At 42.7% G+C, this 16,323-nt stretch carries 17 protein-coding genes; 7 read left to right on the plus strand and 10 right to left on the minus strand.

What is annotated here, in order from left to right; genetic code table 11:
• Positions 1 to 26: 26 nt before the first annotated feature.
• From BLS64_RS04165 to BLS64_RS04175, 3 genes are all read right to left on the minus strand, one after another.
• A complete protein-coding gene (locus tag BLS64_RS04165; RefSeq protein WP_093112015.1) occupies positions 27 to 1,232 on the minus strand; it encodes a primase-helicase family protein in 1,206 nt (401 codons plus the stop codon).
• Positions 1,233 to 1,401: 169 nt separating this feature from the next.
• On the minus strand, positions 1,402 to 2,646 hold the full coding sequence (locus BLS64_RS04170; RefSeq protein ID WP_093112017.1) for a site-specific integrase: 1,245 nt from the start codon (positions 2,644 to 2,646) through the stop codon (positions 1,402 to 1,404).
• Positions 2,647 to 3,042: 396 nt separating this feature from the next.
• Positions 3,043 to 3,372, minus strand: a complete 330-nt coding sequence (locus BLS64_RS04175) for a hypothetical protein (protein ID WP_143019271.1) — start codon at positions 3,370 to 3,372, stop codon at positions 3,043 to 3,045.
• 454 nt (positions 3,373 to 3,826) lie between these two features.
• On the opposite strand from BLS64_RS04175, the gene BLS64_RS04180 reads away from it, so the two are divergent.
• Entirely contained in the window at positions 3,827 to 5,224 is a 1,398-nt protein-coding gene (locus BLS64_RS04180; protein WP_218124593.1) for a PQQ-dependent sugar dehydrogenase, read from the plus strand.
• A 199-nt stretch (positions 5,225 to 5,423) separates the two neighbouring features.
• Here the strand turns inward: BLS64_RS04180 and BLS64_RS04185 are convergent, their stop codons facing one another.
• Positions 5,424 to 5,933, minus strand: a complete 510-nt coding sequence (locus tag BLS64_RS04185; RefSeq protein WP_093112021.1) for a hypothetical protein — start codon at positions 5,931 to 5,933, stop codon at positions 5,424 to 5,426.
• A gap of 332 nt (positions 5,934 to 6,265) precedes the next feature.
• Between BLS64_RS04185 and BLS64_RS04190 the strand changes: the two genes are divergently transcribed.
• From BLS64_RS04190 to BLS64_RS04205, 4 genes are all read left to right on the plus strand, one after another.
• The gene (locus tag BLS64_RS04190) at positions 6,266 to 6,640 is read left to right on the plus strand and encodes a hypothetical protein (RefSeq protein ID WP_093112023.1); all 375 of its coding nucleotides are present in this window, start codon (positions 6,266 to 6,268) and stop codon (positions 6,638 to 6,640) included.
• Positions 6,641 to 6,686: 46 nt separating this feature from the next.
• Positions 6,687 to 6,983 (plus strand): hypothetical protein, encoded by a 297-nt coding sequence (locus tag BLS64_RS04195; protein ID WP_093112025.1) that lies wholly within the window; start codon positions 6,687 to 6,689, stop codon positions 6,981 to 6,983.
• Between the two features lie 236 nt (positions 6,984 to 7,219).
• Positions 7,220 to 8,479: an L-lactate MFS transporter gene (locus BLS64_RS04200; RefSeq protein WP_093112027.1), complete on the plus strand. Its 1,260-nt coding sequence runs from the start codon at positions 7,220 to 7,222 to the stop codon at positions 8,477 to 8,479.
• 106 nt (positions 8,480 to 8,585) lie between these two features.
• Positions 8,586 to 9,311, plus strand: a complete 726-nt coding sequence (locus BLS64_RS04205; protein WP_093112029.1) for a TerC family protein — start codon at positions 8,586 to 8,588, stop codon at positions 9,309 to 9,311.
• Between the two features lie 78 nt (positions 9,312 to 9,389).
• On the opposite strand, the gene BLS64_RS04210 is transcribed toward BLS64_RS04205, so the two are convergent.
• The 6 genes from BLS64_RS04210 to BLS64_RS04235 form a co-directional block, all read right to left on the minus strand.
• Positions 9,390 to 10,565: a zinc-dependent alcohol dehydrogenase gene (locus BLS64_RS04210; RefSeq protein ID WP_093112031.1), complete on the minus strand. Its 1,176-nt coding sequence runs from the start codon at positions 10,563 to 10,565 to the stop codon at positions 9,390 to 9,392.
• 140 nt (positions 10,566 to 10,705) lie between these two features.
• Entirely contained in the window at positions 10,706 to 11,287 is a 582-nt protein-coding gene (locus BLS64_RS04215) for a DUF1989 domain-containing protein (protein WP_093112033.1), read from the minus strand.
• Complete coding sequence (locus BLS64_RS04220; protein WP_093112035.1) at positions 11,271 to 11,891, minus strand: FMN-binding negative transcriptional regulator; 621 nt, start codon at positions 11,889 to 11,891, stop codon at positions 11,271 to 11,273. Before BLS64_RS04220 ends, BLS64_RS04215 begins: the two co-directional genes overlap by 17 nt.
• 3 nt (positions 11,892 to 11,894) lie before the next feature.
• A complete protein-coding gene (gene gntA / locus BLS64_RS04225) occupies positions 11,895 to 12,569 on the minus strand; it encodes a guanitoxin biosynthesis heme-dependent pre-guanitoxin N-hydroxylase GntA (protein WP_093112037.1) in 675 nt (224 codons plus the stop codon).
• An 89-nt stretch (positions 12,570 to 12,658) separates the two neighbouring features.
• Positions 12,659 to 12,919 (minus strand): SemiSWEET family sugar transporter, encoded by a 261-nt coding sequence (locus tag BLS64_RS04230; RefSeq protein WP_176763420.1) that lies wholly within the window; start codon positions 12,917 to 12,919, stop codon positions 12,659 to 12,661.
• 1 nt (position 12,920) lies between these two features.
• Positions 12,921 to 13,778, minus strand: coding sequence for an SDR family oxidoreductase (locus BLS64_RS04235; RefSeq protein ID WP_093112039.1), 858 nt, complete (start codon positions 13,776 to 13,778; stop codon positions 12,921 to 12,923).
• Positions 13,779 to 13,936: 158 nt separating this feature from the next.
• Between BLS64_RS04235 and BLS64_RS04240 the strand changes: the two genes are divergently transcribed.
• Both BLS64_RS04240 and BLS64_RS04245 read left to right on the plus strand, forming a co-directional pair.
• Positions 13,937 to 15,139, plus strand: coding sequence for a BaiN/RdsA family NAD(P)/FAD-dependent oxidoreductase (locus BLS64_RS04240; protein WP_093112329.1), 1,203 nt, complete (start codon positions 13,937 to 13,939; stop codon positions 15,137 to 15,139).
• 33 nt (positions 15,140 to 15,172) lie between these two features.
• Positions 15,173 to 16,255, plus strand: coding sequence for a diphosphomevalonate/mevalonate 3,5-bisphosphate decarboxylase family protein (locus BLS64_RS04245; RefSeq protein WP_093112041.1), 1,083 nt, complete (start codon positions 15,173 to 15,175; stop codon positions 16,253 to 16,255).
• Positions 16,256 to 16,323: the final 68 nt, after the last annotated feature.

Genomic DNA, 16,323 nt, shown 5'->3' on the forward strand with positions numbered 1-16,323 from the left:
ATCGTTTTTCCTTCAGAAGCCGAAAATCAGCTTAAATTCAGGTCCTCAAAATTCTCCATCAGGAAATTTTTATTTATAGTGAAATAGCGTCCTTTAGCATCTGTGAGAGTAGTGCTGCCATCACTCCAGATCACGAACTTTCTGTAGTGATTTGAATTCGGCTGATTCTCCAGTTTCCAGTCCTTCTTCAGGATCTTCCTGATCTGGGTAAGATCAGTTCGAAGCCTGGTCTTACTGATGGCATTGAGAGCATCCATCGGACAAAGATCCAGTTGTTCCAGGTCGTGGTTCTCCATAACCATGATTAAAATGCCGGCCAATTCTCTTTCCACCCGGTTGAGGTTGTTCTGCATGAGCTTCTTCAGAGCCGGTGTTTCTATTTGCTCAGCAGAAAACCACATCCTGGTTTGGTGCCAGGTAGAGAGTTTTCGGTTCTTTAAGTAAGACAGAAAAGCCGGTACTTCAGCAGCCAGTGCCCCGAGAAATTGGGTCTTTTCTTTTTTAATGGAAGGCACCTGGAGCACCCAGAAACGGGTTTCATGATGGTCGATCTTAATGAAGTTCTCTTCATTATTGCTGCAAAGGATGAATTTTCCGAAGAATTCCACCTCCCGCTTATCCTTTCCTTTTGCTTCAAGTTTGTTGATGTTGGTGGTGCTCAGGTATTTGATCCTTTCAGTTAGTTCTTCCTTGTTGAACAAGACTTCGTCGATACAGATCAGTAGCTTATTGGCCCAGTCCGAATTAAACTGGCTGGTAAAGCTGTCGTTGGTAAGATAGGTAAGGTTGTTCTCAAAGATCAGCTTCAACCATTTTAGAAATGTACTCTTACCGGTGGAACGTTTCCTGGAAACCAGGCAAAGAATTGGAAGGATCTGAGTGGGTTTTACAAATAGTAATTGCAGGTAATCCAGACCAAGTTTATAATGGTCTCCAAATATATGCCTCACGAAATCTAAAGATGTACTGCAATCTCCTTCTTTTAGCTTATGGCTGAGTGGGGAATAGGTGTTATAAAAATTGTGATAAGAAGATTTGAAATTCAGGTGGTCAGGAATACAGGTAAAGCCATCAAATTTTGGAATGCCAGCCAAATAAGTTTTGCCGTGATCTTGCCGAATAGTTTCAATATTCCAGGGCATGAGTGTCTGATTCACATGACCCGAAATGCTCGGTGCTTTGACCAGTTTAAAATATTGAGTTCCTACTCGTATGTAGGTCTGTTTTTCCATTACTTAAATCCTTGTAATGACAAAACAAAAGAGGTAAAATAACTGTATCCAAATTTTTAAGAGAGATTAAGAATATCTCTTAGGCAATTTTATTGATTTTTTATCGAACGAGCCTTTTTCATGAAGAAATTTCAATCCGTTTTATCAAGAGGGCAATTTTTGAATTTCCTCAAGATTTTCTGTTTTCTTGGGCCGAAAACTTTAATATTTCCTCTAAGGCATTATCCGAATTAGTATGTATAAAATTCCCCTGATAACCTATGGTTGTAGATAAATGACTATGTCTATATAACTTCTGTAACATTTGTGGGGATACCTTATCTCCTGCAATATTTCCAAATGAATGTCTGGCGATGTGGCTGGTAACTTTTTTATCTACTCCTGCTTTGCTTGAAAGCTCCTTCAGATATTTATTGATTTTTTTTATGGAACTTTTGGTGGTATTATATTCAATTTTTGAACTACTTCTCTGGATACCTTTTAAATATGGAAAAATAAGATCAGATGAGAATTTTTGATCATGACGGTACATTTCAAGAATTCCGTATGCCTTCTCTGGAATTTTAATAGAATTAAGTTTATTATTCTTTCTCATCTTGTAATTCAACCTCTGATCTACAATGCTATTCCATCGGAGATTAAGAACATCTGAGATTCTCATTCCCGCCAAATAAAAAGAAAAAAGAAAAACATTTCTACTATGCCAAAGTTGCGTTTCAGGTTGTAATTCTAATTCCTCTAGCTTAAGTATTTCTTCTTCATTTAGGCCAATCTTTAGAGTAGGTGGATATTTAATTTGGATTTTTCCTTTTCCAAACGGGTATAATTTATAATCGACCAAACCTCTTCTTATGGCTTCATTAAAAATTAACCTCACAAAAACAAAGATGTTCATAACAGTTCGTTCTGAAACTTGTCTCTTAGTCAGTAAGTAAATTTTTAATCGTCTGAGAAAGAGTTCATCCACTTCTTGAAAGTGCAAAGTTTTCTTTTTAGAATACTCCTTAATTCTATTCAATTTACTTCTGTCTGATATAGCTCTGTTTAATTTCTTTGCTTGTTTAAGATCCTCTATATGTTCTTCGGCTAGGGCATAAAATGTAGTATTATCAAGTTTATTGCGAACTTTATCTAATATTTGATTGGCAGTAATTTTTTCGTTTTTACTGGCTGCCTCAAAAATGATATCATCAATTTGATCATACTTTTTTCTAATGAGGCGATTTAAATGCTGATGCTTTGGGTGCGTTTTTCGAACCTTCTCAAATTCCTCATTCCAATCTTTTGGATCAATGTTATATCCCAAATAGAGGTAACTTCTTCTTCGGTAAGCTGTGACCCGAAAAGCTAATCGATATTGTTTTTTTCCCTTTCTATCAATTTTTGGATGAAGTACTACTTTTAATTTTGCCATTCCGAGTCAAATTTATATCTGTAATTTAACCAAAAAAAATATCTGGGGTAACACATGGGTAACACTTTTTTTGATTTTAACAGAAATTAAATGGAGTTAAATTCTCTTGTAATACGTTGTGTTATAATTGATTGACGTTTTTTGGTATTTTATGAAGGCATCCAGAAAGGAACTTAGGATCTAGTGCCTTACGGTGTGAGAGTTCGAGTCTCTCCGCCCGCACAGAAAGCCTCTCAGAAATGAGGGGCTTTTTTTCTTCCCGTTAATCAAAGCGATTCACACCCGGTAGAGAAGGAATCTATTCCGGGCATAGGATGGGAAAGCATCTACTTTCACACAGAAAGCTTCTCAGGAATAAGAAGCTTTTCTGCAATCAATAGGTGAAATCATAGATCTTTACACACATGCTACCGTCACATTATGACTGTGCCCGCTATCAGTAGTAGAGACCTTTGTAATAGATTGGTTTGGGCTGTCCTTGAGTGCCTGGAAATCATTCGCCTCCAGTGTAACCTGATGTATGTGATCTGCTGACTGGCTTAGGTCATAAGTCTTAGTAGTCCCAGCAGAAACGTCCTCTTTAGATACAGATAAACTATGAGTATGGTTCTGTACTGAGCTTACTGAAGTGCTGGTGCCGTTCTCCACACAATTCTTTGCAGTGGGTGTGGGGTCTGGATCTGGCGATGAATTTCCGTTGTCATCAGATCCTGAGCAACCCAGCATGCTGACTGCCGGAATGCTTAAAAGTATCCCCATCGTAGTTTTCTGAATAAAGGTTTTTCTGTCCATAATCCCAAAAATTTAATTATTACTCCATTCTTCTTGTTCATTGCCGAGATTAAATTTAAGTGATTGAGGCTGGTTTATTCTGAAAATAAGTTAAGCTTATGACGGGATAAGCATTAGGAATTAAATATCTACTTAAATTTAAATAAAATATCAACACATGATAATTTTTTAACATTTTGAGGATATTATCAAAATTGATTCATTTATATATGGTAATATTTTAATAATGTATGCCTTTTAATCTTGCATATATGGAAGTTAAGGATGATTGGTAGCTGTGTGCCGTGTTAAAGTTGTAAGGATACTTCTACAAAAATTCTCGAATAAGAACAGATAGTGGTAAATTTAAAGTGCCTCCCTGTGATCGGTTAATCCTAAAACATTTGCTATGGAAAATTCTACTAAACATCTTGGAGGTGCCGGGGGAAAATTGGTCCATTCGGTGAAATATATTTTAATTTTTCTGCTTCTATGGGTAGTAGGTTGTTCAGATGATGATGATAACGTACCTCCTCCTGTGGAGCCAACCCAATCTATTGATCTTGTGTTGGTGGCAGAAAATATGGTGTCTCCCATAGGACTTATGCCCTCACCAGATGATACCGGCAACTTGTATGTGATTGACCAGATCGGGAAGGTTTGGGTGATTGATGATTCGGGAAACTTACTGGAAGAGCCTTTTTTAGATGTGGGACCGATGATGGTAACTTTGGATCCAGGTTATGACGAAAGAGGTTTATTGGGTCTTGCTTTCCATCCTGACTACAGCTCAAATGGCCGGCTATTTGTTTATTATACAGCCCCGCCAATTGCTGGAGGTCCCGAGGAAGGAGAAATGTGGGATAATACCAGCAGGATCTCAGAATTTACTGTGTCAGGTTCGAACCCAAACCAGGTTCAAGCAGGTTCAGAAAAAATAATTCTCGACATTAATCAACCGCAGTTCAATCACGAAGGGGGAACCATAGCTTTTGGACCTGATGGTTACCTCTATATATCCATAGGAGATGGAGGGGCGTCGAATGATGTCGCCCCCGGCCATGTAGAAGACTGGTATGATGTTAATGCAGGAGGTAACGGTCAGGATGTGGAGTCCAATCTCCTGGGAAATATTTTAAGAATAGATGTTGACGGCGGCGATCCTTACGGGATACCCGGTGATAACCCCTTTGTAGATTCGGACGGACGTGATGAAATATATGCTTATGGCTTCAGGAACCCCTTCAGGTTCTCCTTTGACATGGGAGGAGATCACAGGTTATTTGTAGGGGACGCCGGCCAGAACTTGTGGGAGGAAATAAGTGTTGTAGAAAATGGTGGTAATTACGGCTGGAATGTCAAAGAAGGGACTCACTGCTTTGATGCTTCCAATAATGAAAATGTACTGGAATCCTGCCCTGATGTAGATGTACTGGGGAATGAATTGATCGATCCCGTAATAGAGATGAGTAATGCCAATAATCCTGCCGGAGGTTCTACTGTGACCATCATAGGCGGCTATGTCTATAGGGGTACTGCCATCCCTGAATTAAGTGGTCAGTATTTATTTGGATCATTCTCCCAAGACTTTGAGCCTACAGGGGAAGTATTCTTTGCCAATCCTTCCGGTGCAGGTCTATGGGATTTTGAGGAATTGGAATTCAAAAGCACCTCAGGTGACATAGGATATTACCTGAAAGGCTTCGGACAAGATCTGGACGGAGAGATCTATATAGCTGTTTCCAGCATGTTGGGACCCGATGGAAATACTGGTAAAATATTCAAGATCAGTTTGGTTGATGATTAGAAGATGAACTTCTTAGAGACTTAAAAAATCGAATTTAAACCTTTAGGTGATGAGGTCCATTTATTACGGGAGTATCCGATAAATAGCCTCTCACAAATGAGAGGCTATTTATCTGTGCTACAATTTCCCTGATTTTATCTTTAAGAATTTGGAGTATATCGGTAGATCATGAAAATTGCCGGGTTTGTCTTACAGGTACTTAAGAGTTTTCCTGCTGTTGTTCACCAGTTTCCTTGTTTAATTCTTTTTTCCTGATGTCTTCATATCTTTTTTGCATTTGGTCGTGTTCCTCCCGCATTGTGCCGTGTTCCTCCATCATGGTATTGTGGACATCTTTCATCTTTGCGATCTGGGCTTTCATTTCTTTGCTGCTCAGGTTTCCGAAATCATTTCTCAGCTCCTGATGCCCTTTGATCATTTCGGCGTGGCCTGCTATTATTCCGTCGTGCTTTTTCATGATTACTTCGTTCTCAGCCAACTTTTCTAAGGAAGTTGAATCTGAAATCTCAGCTGTTTCCAGTTCTTGGGCAATACCTTGATGTTCCTGCTTTAAACTGTCATGCGTTTGTTTAAAATCCTGATGAACCTGCTGAAGACTGTCATTTTGTTTCATCAAGTCATCGAATTCTTTTGATAAATTTTCTTTTTCGTCATCACCGCAGGAAATTAGGAATGCGGCAGAAAAAAACAGAACAATGATTTTTTTCATCTCTTTGCAATTTTAAAGTTATCACTGTTTAAATTACAAAAGATTAGAGGGAATTCTGATAATAATCTGTTAAATGGGAAAATGGCTTTTTCTTTAGGATTTAGAGAGTAGCTTCCTCTGAATGATCTGGAAAAAAGGTTTCGCAATAGGTGTTCGGTATTCCTTTTTTGGGAGACGGACTGAAATTCTTCTTCCAGTGTTTCCTTTGTTTTAAAAGATAAATAACATTAAAGCAGGAAATACTTCTTAACTTTAGAGTAGAAAATAAGAAGATGAACGATCAAAGATTAGCGATAATACTTTTAGCGGTAGTAGGCATAGCCACGACCTTTATGCCCTGGGTCAAAATTCCGGTTATTGGATATGAGATGGGAACACAGTACGGCGGGTGGATCACTCTTGGATTGTTTCTGGTTATATTCATCCTGGGATTTATAGGAGACAGGGGAAATGTTCTCAGCGGCATGAGACTCTATGGAATCATTTTTTTAAGCCTGGTAGCCGCAGTAATGGGCATATGGAATATCGTTGATCTTGACGGTCTGGTTGTAACTGTGGAATATGGCCTGTACCTGATGACCCTCACGGCAGTTGTCATTCCGCTGGTGGCTTTTATTGTCGGAAAAGGTAAGACCGCAGGAGTTTCTAAAAGATCTGACGACTACTCATACGACGCAGAAGTCGAAAAGCAGGGTTCTCCCGATTAATTCCACTTTAAGGATCCGACTCTTATTTAATGAAAAACCAACGAACATGAAAGAGAAAATAGATAAGCTTGAAGACATAAGGAGCCGGAGTGAAGATCTGGATCCAAGGCAAAAAAAATTCCCGAAAGACCTGAAAGACCTCGCGCAGGAAGCTCTGGGTTATTGCGAAGAGGCTGATGATCAACAGGAGATCAACTGGCTGAAAAAGGCCATACATAAAGCCGAATCTTTGGAGCATGATGCCGAGGTTTCACAGGAAGCTTTGGAAGACAGGGATCTGGGATTGGGCTACTTGAAGGAAGCTGTCGATTCCATTCTTATACGAGAAAGAAGATATGAGTGATTTTGGTGCCTGAAAAGAAGAGCAGAGTACCTCTTTGCAGGTCTCGACTCTTCGTTTACAGGACTTATAGGTAGGGGATTTTTTTAACTCTTATTAAAAAACGCATTTTTACTCCCAATATTGTAGGAATAAAAAAATTCCCTTGAACCTTTCTTTTTTCAACTGGGCTGTGGTGACCGCGGTCATATAATGTTTCAACGAGATATGCTTACTTTTGCTTTCTGAAAAGCAGAAAAATGGGAAAGACCAGGAACCGCTGGCTTATTGCGGCATCGGCGATAGGAATTCATCTTTGTATTGGCTCGGTATATGCCTGGAGCGTTTACACCAAACCTTTGACAGATCAATTGGGTTGGGAACTGGAGGAAACCCAGTTCACATTTAGTCTCGCCGTTTTTATTCTGGGAATTTCAGCTGCTTTTCTGGGGCATTTTCTGGAAAAGAGAGGACCCAAAATTTCTGGAGTGCTGGCTGCTGTTTTCTTCGGAATTGGCATCCTTGGTTCCGGAGTGGCCGTAATCCTGGAGTCGGTGGTTGCCCTGTATCTTTTTTACGGACTTTTCGGCGGAATAGGATTGGGGCTGGGATACATCGCACCTGTCTCTACCCTAATCAAATGGTTTCCCGATAAACCCGGACTAGCCACAGGTTTGGCGGTAATGGGTTTTGGTTTCGCCGCGCTCATCAGCAGTCCCGTAATCGTTTATCTCATTTCAAAAGTTGGGATCGCCAACACTTTTTTGATCACCGGAAGCTTCTACTTCGTTATCATGCTGCTTTCCTCGCTGTATCTTGCTCTTCCGCCTGAAGCTTCAGCAAAAAAAGACACTTCAGAAGCAAAAAATAGCGATCACCAGTTGATAGAAATGACTGCGGGAGAAGCTGTAAAGACCAGGAGATTCTGGTTTCTCTGGTCTATGTTCTTTATTAATATCTGTTGTGGGATCGCCATAATTTCCGCAGCTTCACCTATGGCACAGGAATATACCGGAATGACCGCTGTGGCTGCTGCGACCATGGTCGGTATCATGGGACTCTTTAACGGAGCAGGGCGCATTGGCTGGGCCAGCCTTTCAGACAGAATAGGCAGGCCTGCGGTGTTTGCCGCATTCTTTTTTATTCAGATCGTCGCCTTTCTGTTGCTGCCGAACATCACCAACGATCTGCTGTTCCAGGTCCTAATCTTTTTGATCCTCTCCTGTTATGGTGGAGGCTTTGCTACCATGCCGGCTTTTGTAAAAGACCTTTTTGGCACCCGACAGCTGGGGATCATCTTTGGGTATGTTTTGACAGCCTGGGCTGCCGCCGGGATGGTCGGTCCGCTTTTTGCCGCCTGGACCCGCAGCGTAACCTCCAGTTATAACGGTACGCTATATATCTTCGCGGGGCTTCTGGCAGTAGCTGTTTTTCTTTCTATCCTGATGAAGCGGGAGCTGAAGTCTGTAAAAGGGGAAAAAGTAACTGCTCTTAAGAAAAAAGAAGAGCCTGTGGTATAGGTTTTTTACTTCAGAAAAAGTTAGGGTTCTGTCAAAATTTAAGGCTGAAGCCTTAGCTTGTTTTCTAAAATAGTATCTTCAGGCTTCAACTTTAATCAACCATAATATGGAAATGTTTCTGCAGGTAGATACCTGGGTCGCATTGCTCACGCTTACTTTCATGGAGATCGTTTTAGGGATAGATAACATCATCTTCATCTCCATAGTTGCCGGAAAACTGCCTGAAGATCAACAGAAAAAAGCCCGTATCGGAGGACTTGCTCTCGCTCTAATCTTCAGAATTCTGTTGCTTTTTAGCATAACCTGGCTTATAGGGCTCACCCAACCGGTTTTCACTTTATTCGGAATTGACTTTAGCTGGAGGGATATCATCCTGGCCGCGGGAGGAATTTTCCTCATTGTGAAATCGGTGCTTGAGATACATGAAAAAGTGGAAGTGCACGACATTCATAAAGAAGTGACTGCCGCAAAATCCTTCACTTTTGCCATTTTGCAGATCGTCATGCTGGACGTGATCTTTTCTTTCGACTCCATTTTGACTGCAGTGGGGCTTACAGAAGAAATTACGCTCATGATCATTGCAGTTACAGTGTCTATAATCATCATGATGATCTTTGCTCGGGCTGTGGGAGATTTTGTTAATAAATACCCTACAGTTCAGATCCTGGCCCTGTCATTCCTTATATTGATAGGTTTCATGCTGGTGATGGAAGGTCTGGAATATCACGTGCCAAAGGGTTATATATATTTTGCCGTTTTCTTCTCGCTGGTTATCGAAATGCTGAACATCCGCTTCAGAAAGAAACAGCAGACTCAGCAGAAAGAAGCTTAACAATGACTTATGGAGAACGTTTAAAAAATAAAATTCCGGAGCCAACCGCTCCGGAATTTTATTTTTAACCTCTGCTAATTAAGGATTCATCACAACTTTGATGCACTTATCTTCCTTCTTTTTGAAGATATCATAAGCTTTGGGCGCATCTTCCAGGTTCATTCTGTGGGTAATGACAAAAGAGGGATCTATCTCTCCGGCCTCTATCTTTGCCATTAAAGGCTGGAGATATCTTTGAACATGGGTTTGCCCCATGTTGAATTTTAGAGCTTTATTCATGGCAGCCCCAAACGGCAGTTCATTGACCATACCAATATAAACTCCCGGAATGGATACGGTACCGGCTTTTTTACAGCTCATCATGATCTGTTGCAGTACATAAGGCCTGGACATTGGCGCATGCAGCACCTCTTTGGTCTTATCTACTACCTTCCCAAACATCGTGTCCCCGTGGCATTCTGCTCCTACTGCATCAATACAGGAATCAGGGCCTTTTCCGTTGGTCATTTCCATCAATTTTTCATAGACATCCTTTCTTCCTACAGTCCTAATGGTTTCGGCCTTTCCTTCTCTTTCGGCCAGATCCAATCTTTCTGGAACATCATCAATAGCGATCACTCTTCTTGCTCCTAACATCCACGCGCTTTTTATGGCGAACTGTCCTACAGGACCGCAGCCCCAGATAGCGACCGTGTCACCCGGTTGAATGTTGGCGTTTTCCGCAGCCATATAACCGGTAGGGAAAATGTCTGACAGGAAAAGGCTTTGCTCATCGCTGAGGCTTTCAGGAACTTTTATGGGGCCAACATCAGCATAAGGAACCCGAACATATTCAGCCTGTCCCCCGGAAAAGCCGCCCAGGGCATGCGAATAGCCATAGACCCCGGAAATACTGTGACCCAGATTAGCTTTTGCGATTTCTGCATTGGGATTGGAATTATCACACAAAGAATATAGCTCATCATCGCAGTAGTCGCAATGTCCGCAAGCGATGGTAAAGGGAACAACTACGCGATCTCCTTTCTTGAATTTGGTAACGTCAGCACCTACTTCTACGACCTCTCCCATGAATTCATGTCCCAGGATATCCCCTTCTTTCATGGTTGGCATCATTCCATCCAGCAGGTGCAGGTCTGAACCACAAATGGCCGTGCTGGAAACTTTGACGATAACATCTCCCGGTTCCTCTATTTTTGGGTCAGGAACGTTATCTACTCTTACATCATTTCTTCCGTGATAAACTAGTGCTTTCATAATATATTTTTAAGGTTGAAAATAAATTTTCTCCTTTTTAAAATATAAAAAGCAAAAGGCAGTCTGACTCACAAATCGTTAATTGTGAGCTATTTATGGGTGTTTAACGAAAAACAACAGGATTTTTCCTATAATTTATATTAATCCAGGATCTGGTAATGAATGGGCTTGAAGCTTCCATTATTACTGTCTTCGGCAGAGCAGGCGGTGAGGGCAACGAAAAGGTCCATTTTTGCCTCAAAAAGCACATGATCTCCGGCCTTTGATAAAGGCGGGTCCACGCTCAGTTTTCCGTTTTGATCGAACTGGACGTTCATGAAAATGTTGAAGGCGGTTGGTACATCATCCGGTTCGATCCCGAATTTGGCGAGGTTCGTATGCAGATTCTCAAAGCAACTGGGATGGTATTCGTGATTGTTGTACATGATCTGGAAGGTTTCGGGACTGCAGGGAGCCAGCAAAAAGTCGTTCCTGCCATTAGTGTCTTCCAGGATCTCCATCATCTTGCGGCTGCGGTTGCTCCACAGAAAGTCCCCTTTGGTGATGAGAATGGACTCCTCAAAATCAAGGGTCTTGCCCGAAGAGATTTTCTCTCGCGGATCTTCGGCATTGAAAAGTACCATGTCGCTCACCTGCTCTCCCTGCGGATCGATAACTTTTAATTTTTGTCCTTTTTTTAGTTTGAAAGCTGTTCCTGTTTGCTTCTCAATTACCTGTACCATGTTCTTTTTTGATGTTTTTGCTTAATTCTGAAGATAAGGCATCCCCACGTTCTTCAAGATGCCGGGTTACCGATTGTATGTCGTCTTTTTCAAAACCCTGGTGCAGTTTTGCGATCGCCTGTACTTTAATGGGTTCACACCAGAAGCCGGTGATCAGCGGCAGGTGATCGTCTATCATTTCCTGCGGAAGGTCTTCATAATAAATAGGATCTTTCTGCTCTTTTTCAAAATGCCACACCAGTTCTTTTAAAGATTGTACCAGCTCCTCGCGTGACTGAAGTTTCAGCTTCACATTCACATGTACTGCCGAATAATCCCAGGTGCTGATGTTGACTTCCTTGTACCAGGAAGAAGAAACGTAGGCCTGTGCCCCATGGAAGATGAGGATACCCTCCAGGCCATCCTCGAGGTGTGGGTATTGCTCGTTTGCCTGGGCAATATGCCCATAAAGCATGAACTTGTGTGGATCTCCCTTGATCAGGATCGGGATATGGGTGGCTAGCAATTCTTTCCCTTTTATGACGAAAGTAGCGAAAGGATGCGCCTTTATAAAATCGAAGATATACTGCCTGTCTTTTTTCTTGTACTTGTCAGGTTGAAACATTTGCTATTTCTTTTGGTGAAAAGGACATTTCCATTCCTCTCCAACTTTTCTTCCGCTGTACTGCCGGGCCTCCGAATTTTCTCCAAAGTCTTCTAACATGGGATTGATGCTTCCCTGTAATTCTATATCTCGCTCGCGTATCTTGTCTCTCACGGTGTGGTACGTGTTCATTTCACGGAGCTTCTCGAACTGCCAGTGCAGGTTGAAGGTCATGGTGGGAAAAGGTGCCTGTCGTGCCTTTCTGGAGCTGTTTGGATGCATGCCTACAATATAAAAAGCCTTGCCTCCTAAACTAAAGCTGAAATTAGGGTCTTCCGGGTCGGGTTTTACGGCTTTATCCCATGGCGAGTCATCGGCCTCGTGCAGGTGTTGCAGTTGCTGCCATAAAAGCTGTTCAAATTCTTCTTCCGAAAAATTTTTTTCGCCTTTGAAAACAGCCATAAAGGTGAAAAAGTCATTGGACTCAAAATCATATTTTCCAACGTAATCCTTAAGCTCCTTTAGCATGAGTTCTGCGGTCTCTCTTGAACCAAAATTTTCATATTCATGAAGGTCTACCTGGTCCATGCTAAAGACCGTTTTGGCCATTAGGCAGGGATGATCCTTCTCCAGGATGAACTCGTCATATTGCTTTTTGGTGGATTGGGCTCTTTTTTTATTTGTGACAGTCTGCGACATTTTTTGCTTTTCGCTAAATATAACTGCTGAATGGCCTCAAGCCAATTGGTTTAAGACTCTGTTAGTTGAAATTTATGGAAGATTAACAGCTAATGCCTGTATCTGAAGATGAGGTAGAGCATGAACAGGTTCAGCAGCAGGGCGGTTCCGTTTGTGACCATGATGGGAATGTCGTTCTCAATGATGCCGTAGATCAGCCAAAGCGCAAGTCCTGTGATGAGCACCAGGTACATGCCAACCGATACATCTTCCACCTCCTTGGTCTTCCAGGCTTTCCAGATCTGCGGAGTCACCGCAGCGGTGGTGCACGCGCCCGCTACCAGTCCTAAAACTTCTGTCCAGCTTATCATTTTATGCTCCTACTACTTCTCCGCCGTTCACGTGAATGATCTGTCCCGTCACGTAGCTGCTGTCATCACAGGCGAGATAGACATATGCAGGCCCAACCTCGCTGGGTTGTCCCGCGCGTCCAAGCGGCACTTTTTTTCCGAATTCTGAAATGTGCTTCTCGTCAAAGGTCGCGGGTATGAGCGGCGTCCAGATAGGCCCCGGCGCTACACCGTTTACCCGAATATTCCTGTCGGCCAGCATTTTTGACAGGGAACGGGTAAAAGAAGTTATGGCGCCTTTGGTGCTGGAATAATCCAGGAGATGTTCGCTGCCGCGGTAAGCGGTCACCGAGGTGGTGTTGATGATAGTATCTCCCTCTTTTAAATGCTTCAGCGCTTCGTTCACTGTAAAGAAATAGGGAAAAATATTGGTCTCAAAGGTTTTTCGCACCTGCCCGGCACTCACCTCCTCGGGTTCTTCTTTGGGGAACTGCATGGCGGCGTTGTTCACCAGTATGTTGAGTTTTCCGAATTCTTTCACCGTGTCCTGCACCACTTTTTTGCAGAATTTTTCATCCTTCAGGTCTCCTTCCAAAAGAAGGCATTCAGAACCGGCTTTTTCAACCATCTTTTTGGTTTCGAGCGCATCTTCGTCTTCGTTGAGGTAGACGATGGCTACTTTGGCGCCTTCCGTGGCAAAATGTACGGCCACACTGCGACCAATTCCGCTGTCGCCGCCGGTGATGAGAGCCACTTTTCCTTTAAGCTTTTCACTTCCCTTATAGCCGTCGCGGATGATCTCTGGTTCGGGGTGCATTTTTTGCTCCTCTCCGGGTTGTTTCTTCTGTTCCTGCTTCGGAAGGTCCTTTGGTTTGCTCATGATCTCTGGTTTTATACCTAAAGTTATTGAAGTGTTTTCTGCTGAATTACCTGTTTAAGAAGATTTTAGCGTACCCTTTACAAAGATTAAGGAGACGGGCCGCTTTCTTAATTTTAAATACCTTTGACACCGAATTCAAATCTTTCAGTTTGCAGACCATAGAACAGGATATCATTATTGTGGGAGGCGGTGCCGCCGGTTTTTTTACGGCCATCAATGCTGCGGAAAACGATCCTTACGCCAGGATCACTATTCTGGAGAGGGGGAAAGAGGTGCTCAACAAGGTGAGAATTTCAGGCGGGGGCAGGTGTAATGTGACCCATGCCGAATTCCTTCCGAAGGAATTGACACGCAACTATCCGCGGGGCGAAAAAGAACTGCGGGGTCCCTTTCATTCTTTCATGACGGGAGATACCATCGAATGGTTTGAGAAGCGGGGAGTGCCGCTGAAGATCGAGGAAGACGGCAGGATGTTCCCGGAATCAAATTCTTCTCAAAGCATCATCGATCTTTTTCTGAATGAAACCCGCAGACTGGGAATAAAAATACTGACCAAACGAGCCGTTCAGGACATTCAAAAAGGGGAAAAGTGGCAGGTGTTTACTTCCCAGGAAGCCTTCACCGCTGAAAAAATTCTGATTGCCACCGGAAGCAATCCGAAAATGTGGAAGATGCTGGAAGATCTGGGACATACTATAGTTCCCGGCGTTCCTTCTCTCTTTACCTTCAATATCACCGATAAAAGAATCAAGGATTTGCCGGGAGTGGCGACTCCTGCTATGGTAAAGATAAAAGGTGGGAAACTTGAGACCGAAGGTCCGCTGTTGATAACCCATTGGGGGATGAGTGGGCCGGCAATTCTAAAACTTTCTGCCTGGGGCGCAAGGGAGCTTAGCGATAGGAAGAATTTTGAGATAGAGGTGAACTGGGTGCACGGACTTGAAAAAGATGAAATTTTCGATCAGCTTCAGGAGTTGAAGATGAACCATGGCAAGCAGCAGCCATATAAAAATGCTCAGTTCGAACTTCCAAAGAGGTTGTGGCAAAGCCTGGTGGCGGCTGCAAATATTTCCGAAGAAGATAAGTGGGCCGACCTCAACAAGAAGCAGATGGAAGAGCTGGCGGGGCAGCTCAGTTCGGGCATTTTTCAGGTACACGGAAAAAGCACTTTTAAGGAAGAATTTGTGACTGCCGGCGGTGTGGAACTAAAAGAAGTGAACTTTAAAAGGTTTGAAAGTAAGATCCATAAGAACCTGTTTTTGGCGGGGGAAGTGCTCAACATCGACGCCGTTACCGGCGGTTTTAATTTTCAGAATGCCTGGACAGGCGGATTTCTTGCTGCCAAAGCCATGACAGAATAGGGCAGAAAATCTATCTTTGCTGAAACTTTTAGGATGACCGAACAAGATTTTATTCCGGCAGAATATTCCGCAGAGATCAATGATGGGAAAGTGACCTGGCAAAGCCCCAGCAATATCGCGTTGGTGAAGTACTGGGGAAAGAAGGAAAACCAGATCCCGGCGAATCCTTCCATAAGTTTTACCCTCGATTCCTGCCGTACCACAACTACGCTGAGCTTTCAAAAAAAGAAAAATGCGGAGGGATTTGATTTTGAACTCTTTTTTGAAGGAGAGAAGAAGGAATCCTTCAGGCCCAAGATCAGAAAGTTCTTTGAAAGGATCGATGCCTACTTACCATTTTTGAAGGATTATCGGTTTAAGATCGAAACTTCCAATTCTTTTCCGCACAGCAGCGGGATCGCCTCTTCGGCCAGCGGGATGAGCGCTCTGGCGCTTTGTCTTATGAGCCTGGAAAAACAACTGAACCCTCAGATAACTTCAGAATATTATAATCGGAAAGCCTCCTTTTTGGCCAGGTTAGGATCAGGAAGCGCCTGCCGCAGCATAGAAGGCGGACTAGTGAACTGGGGAGAACATAAAAATATTCCTGGAACGAGTGATCTGTATGGGGTGAAATATCCGCATGAGGTTCATAAGAACTTCAAAAATTACCAGGATACCATTCTGCTTGTGGATAAAGGAGAGAAACAGGTGAGCAGTACCCTGGGGCATGATCTCATGAATGGGCATCCTTACGCTGAAAGACGTTTTCAGCAGGCACATGAAAATCTCGATCTTCTTAAAGATGTTTTTAAAAGCGGGGATCTTTCTAAGTTCATAAAGGTAGTGGAAAGCGAAGCCCTTACCCTTCACGCCATGATGATGACCAGTCAGCCTTATTTCCTGTTGATGAAACCCAAAACTCTGGAGATCATTAACAAGATTTTCGAATTCAGGGAACGTACCGGGATGCATTTATGCTTTACGCTTGACGCGGGAGCGAACGTACACCTGCTGTACCCCGAAAACGAGAAAAAAGAGACGCTGGAATTTATCAAATCTGAGTTGCTTCAATATTGTCAAAACAACCAGTATATAGCCGATCACGTGGGAGAAGGAGCTGTTAAATTGGCTTAAAATTTGATTTAATAATTACTGGTAATAAGGAAGTTGTATATTTGCAATTCCATGCAGAATTCAAGGTG

Source organism: Salinimicrobium catena (assembly GCF_900102915.1).
In the GTDB taxonomy this organism is placed as follows: Bacteria; Bacteroidota; Bacteroidia; order Flavobacteriales; family Flavobacteriaceae; genus Salinimicrobium; species Salinimicrobium catena.

Bases quoted from the DNA above. Each gene is read 5' to 3' on its own strand.
- BLS64_RS04205 (WP_093112029.1), top strand. From the start codon at position 8,586: ATGGAAATGTTTCTGCAGGTAGATACCTGGGTCGCATTGCTCACGCTT.
- BLS64_RS04165 (WP_093112015.1), bottom strand. From the start codon at position 1,232: ATGGAAAAACAGACCTACATACGAGTAGGAACTCAATATTTTAAACTG.
- BLS64_RS04185 (WP_093112021.1), bottom strand. From the start codon at position 5,933: ATGAAAAAAATCATTGTTCTGTTTTTTTCTGCCGCATTCCTAATTTCC.
- BLS64_RS04230 (WP_176763420.1), bottom strand. From the start codon at position 12,919: ATGATAAGCTGGACAGAAGTTTTAGGACTGGTAGCGGGCGCGTGCACC.
- BLS64_RS04175 (WP_143019271.1), bottom strand. From the start codon at position 3,372: ATGCTGGGTTGCTCAGGATCTGATGACAACGGAAATTCATCGCCAGAT.
- BLS64_RS04195 (WP_093112025.1), top strand. From the start codon at position 6,687: ATGAAAGAGAAAATAGATAAGCTTGAAGACATAAGGAGCCGGAGTGAA.
- gntA (WP_093112037.1), bottom strand. From the start codon at position 12,569: ATGTCGCAGACTGTCACAAATAAAAAAAGAGCCCAATCCACCAAAAAG.
- BLS64_RS04220 (WP_093112035.1), bottom strand. From the start codon at position 11,891: ATGTTTCAACCTGACAAGTACAAGAAAAAAGACAGGCAGTATATCTTC.
- BLS64_RS04245 (WP_093112041.1), top strand. From the start codon at position 15,173: ATGACCGAACAAGATTTTATTCCGGCAGAATATTCCGCAGAGATCAAT.
- BLS64_RS04180 (WP_218124593.1), top strand. From the start codon at position 3,827: ATGGAAAATTCTACTAAACATCTTGGAGGTGCCGGGGGAAAATTGGTC.
- BLS64_RS04215 (WP_093112033.1), bottom strand. From the start codon at position 11,287: ATGGTACAGGTAATTGAGAAGCAAACAGGAACAGCTTTCAAACTAAAA.
- BLS64_RS04170 (WP_093112017.1), bottom strand. From the start codon at position 2,646: ATGGCAAAATTAAAAGTAGTACTTCATCCAAAAATTGATAGAAAGGGA.
- BLS64_RS04235 (WP_093112039.1), bottom strand. From the start codon at position 13,778: ATGAGCAAACCAAAGGACCTTCCGAAGCAGGAACAGAAGAAACAACCC.
- BLS64_RS04200 (WP_093112027.1), top strand. From the start codon at position 7,220: ATGGGAAAGACCAGGAACCGCTGGCTTATTGCGGCATCGGCGATAGGA.
- BLS64_RS04190 (WP_093112023.1), top strand. From the start codon at position 6,266: ATGCCCTGGGTCAAAATTCCGGTTATTGGATATGAGATGGGAACACAG.
- BLS64_RS04210 (WP_093112031.1), bottom strand. From the start codon at position 10,565: ATGAAAGCACTAGTTTATCACGGAAGAAATGATGTAAGAGTAGATAAC.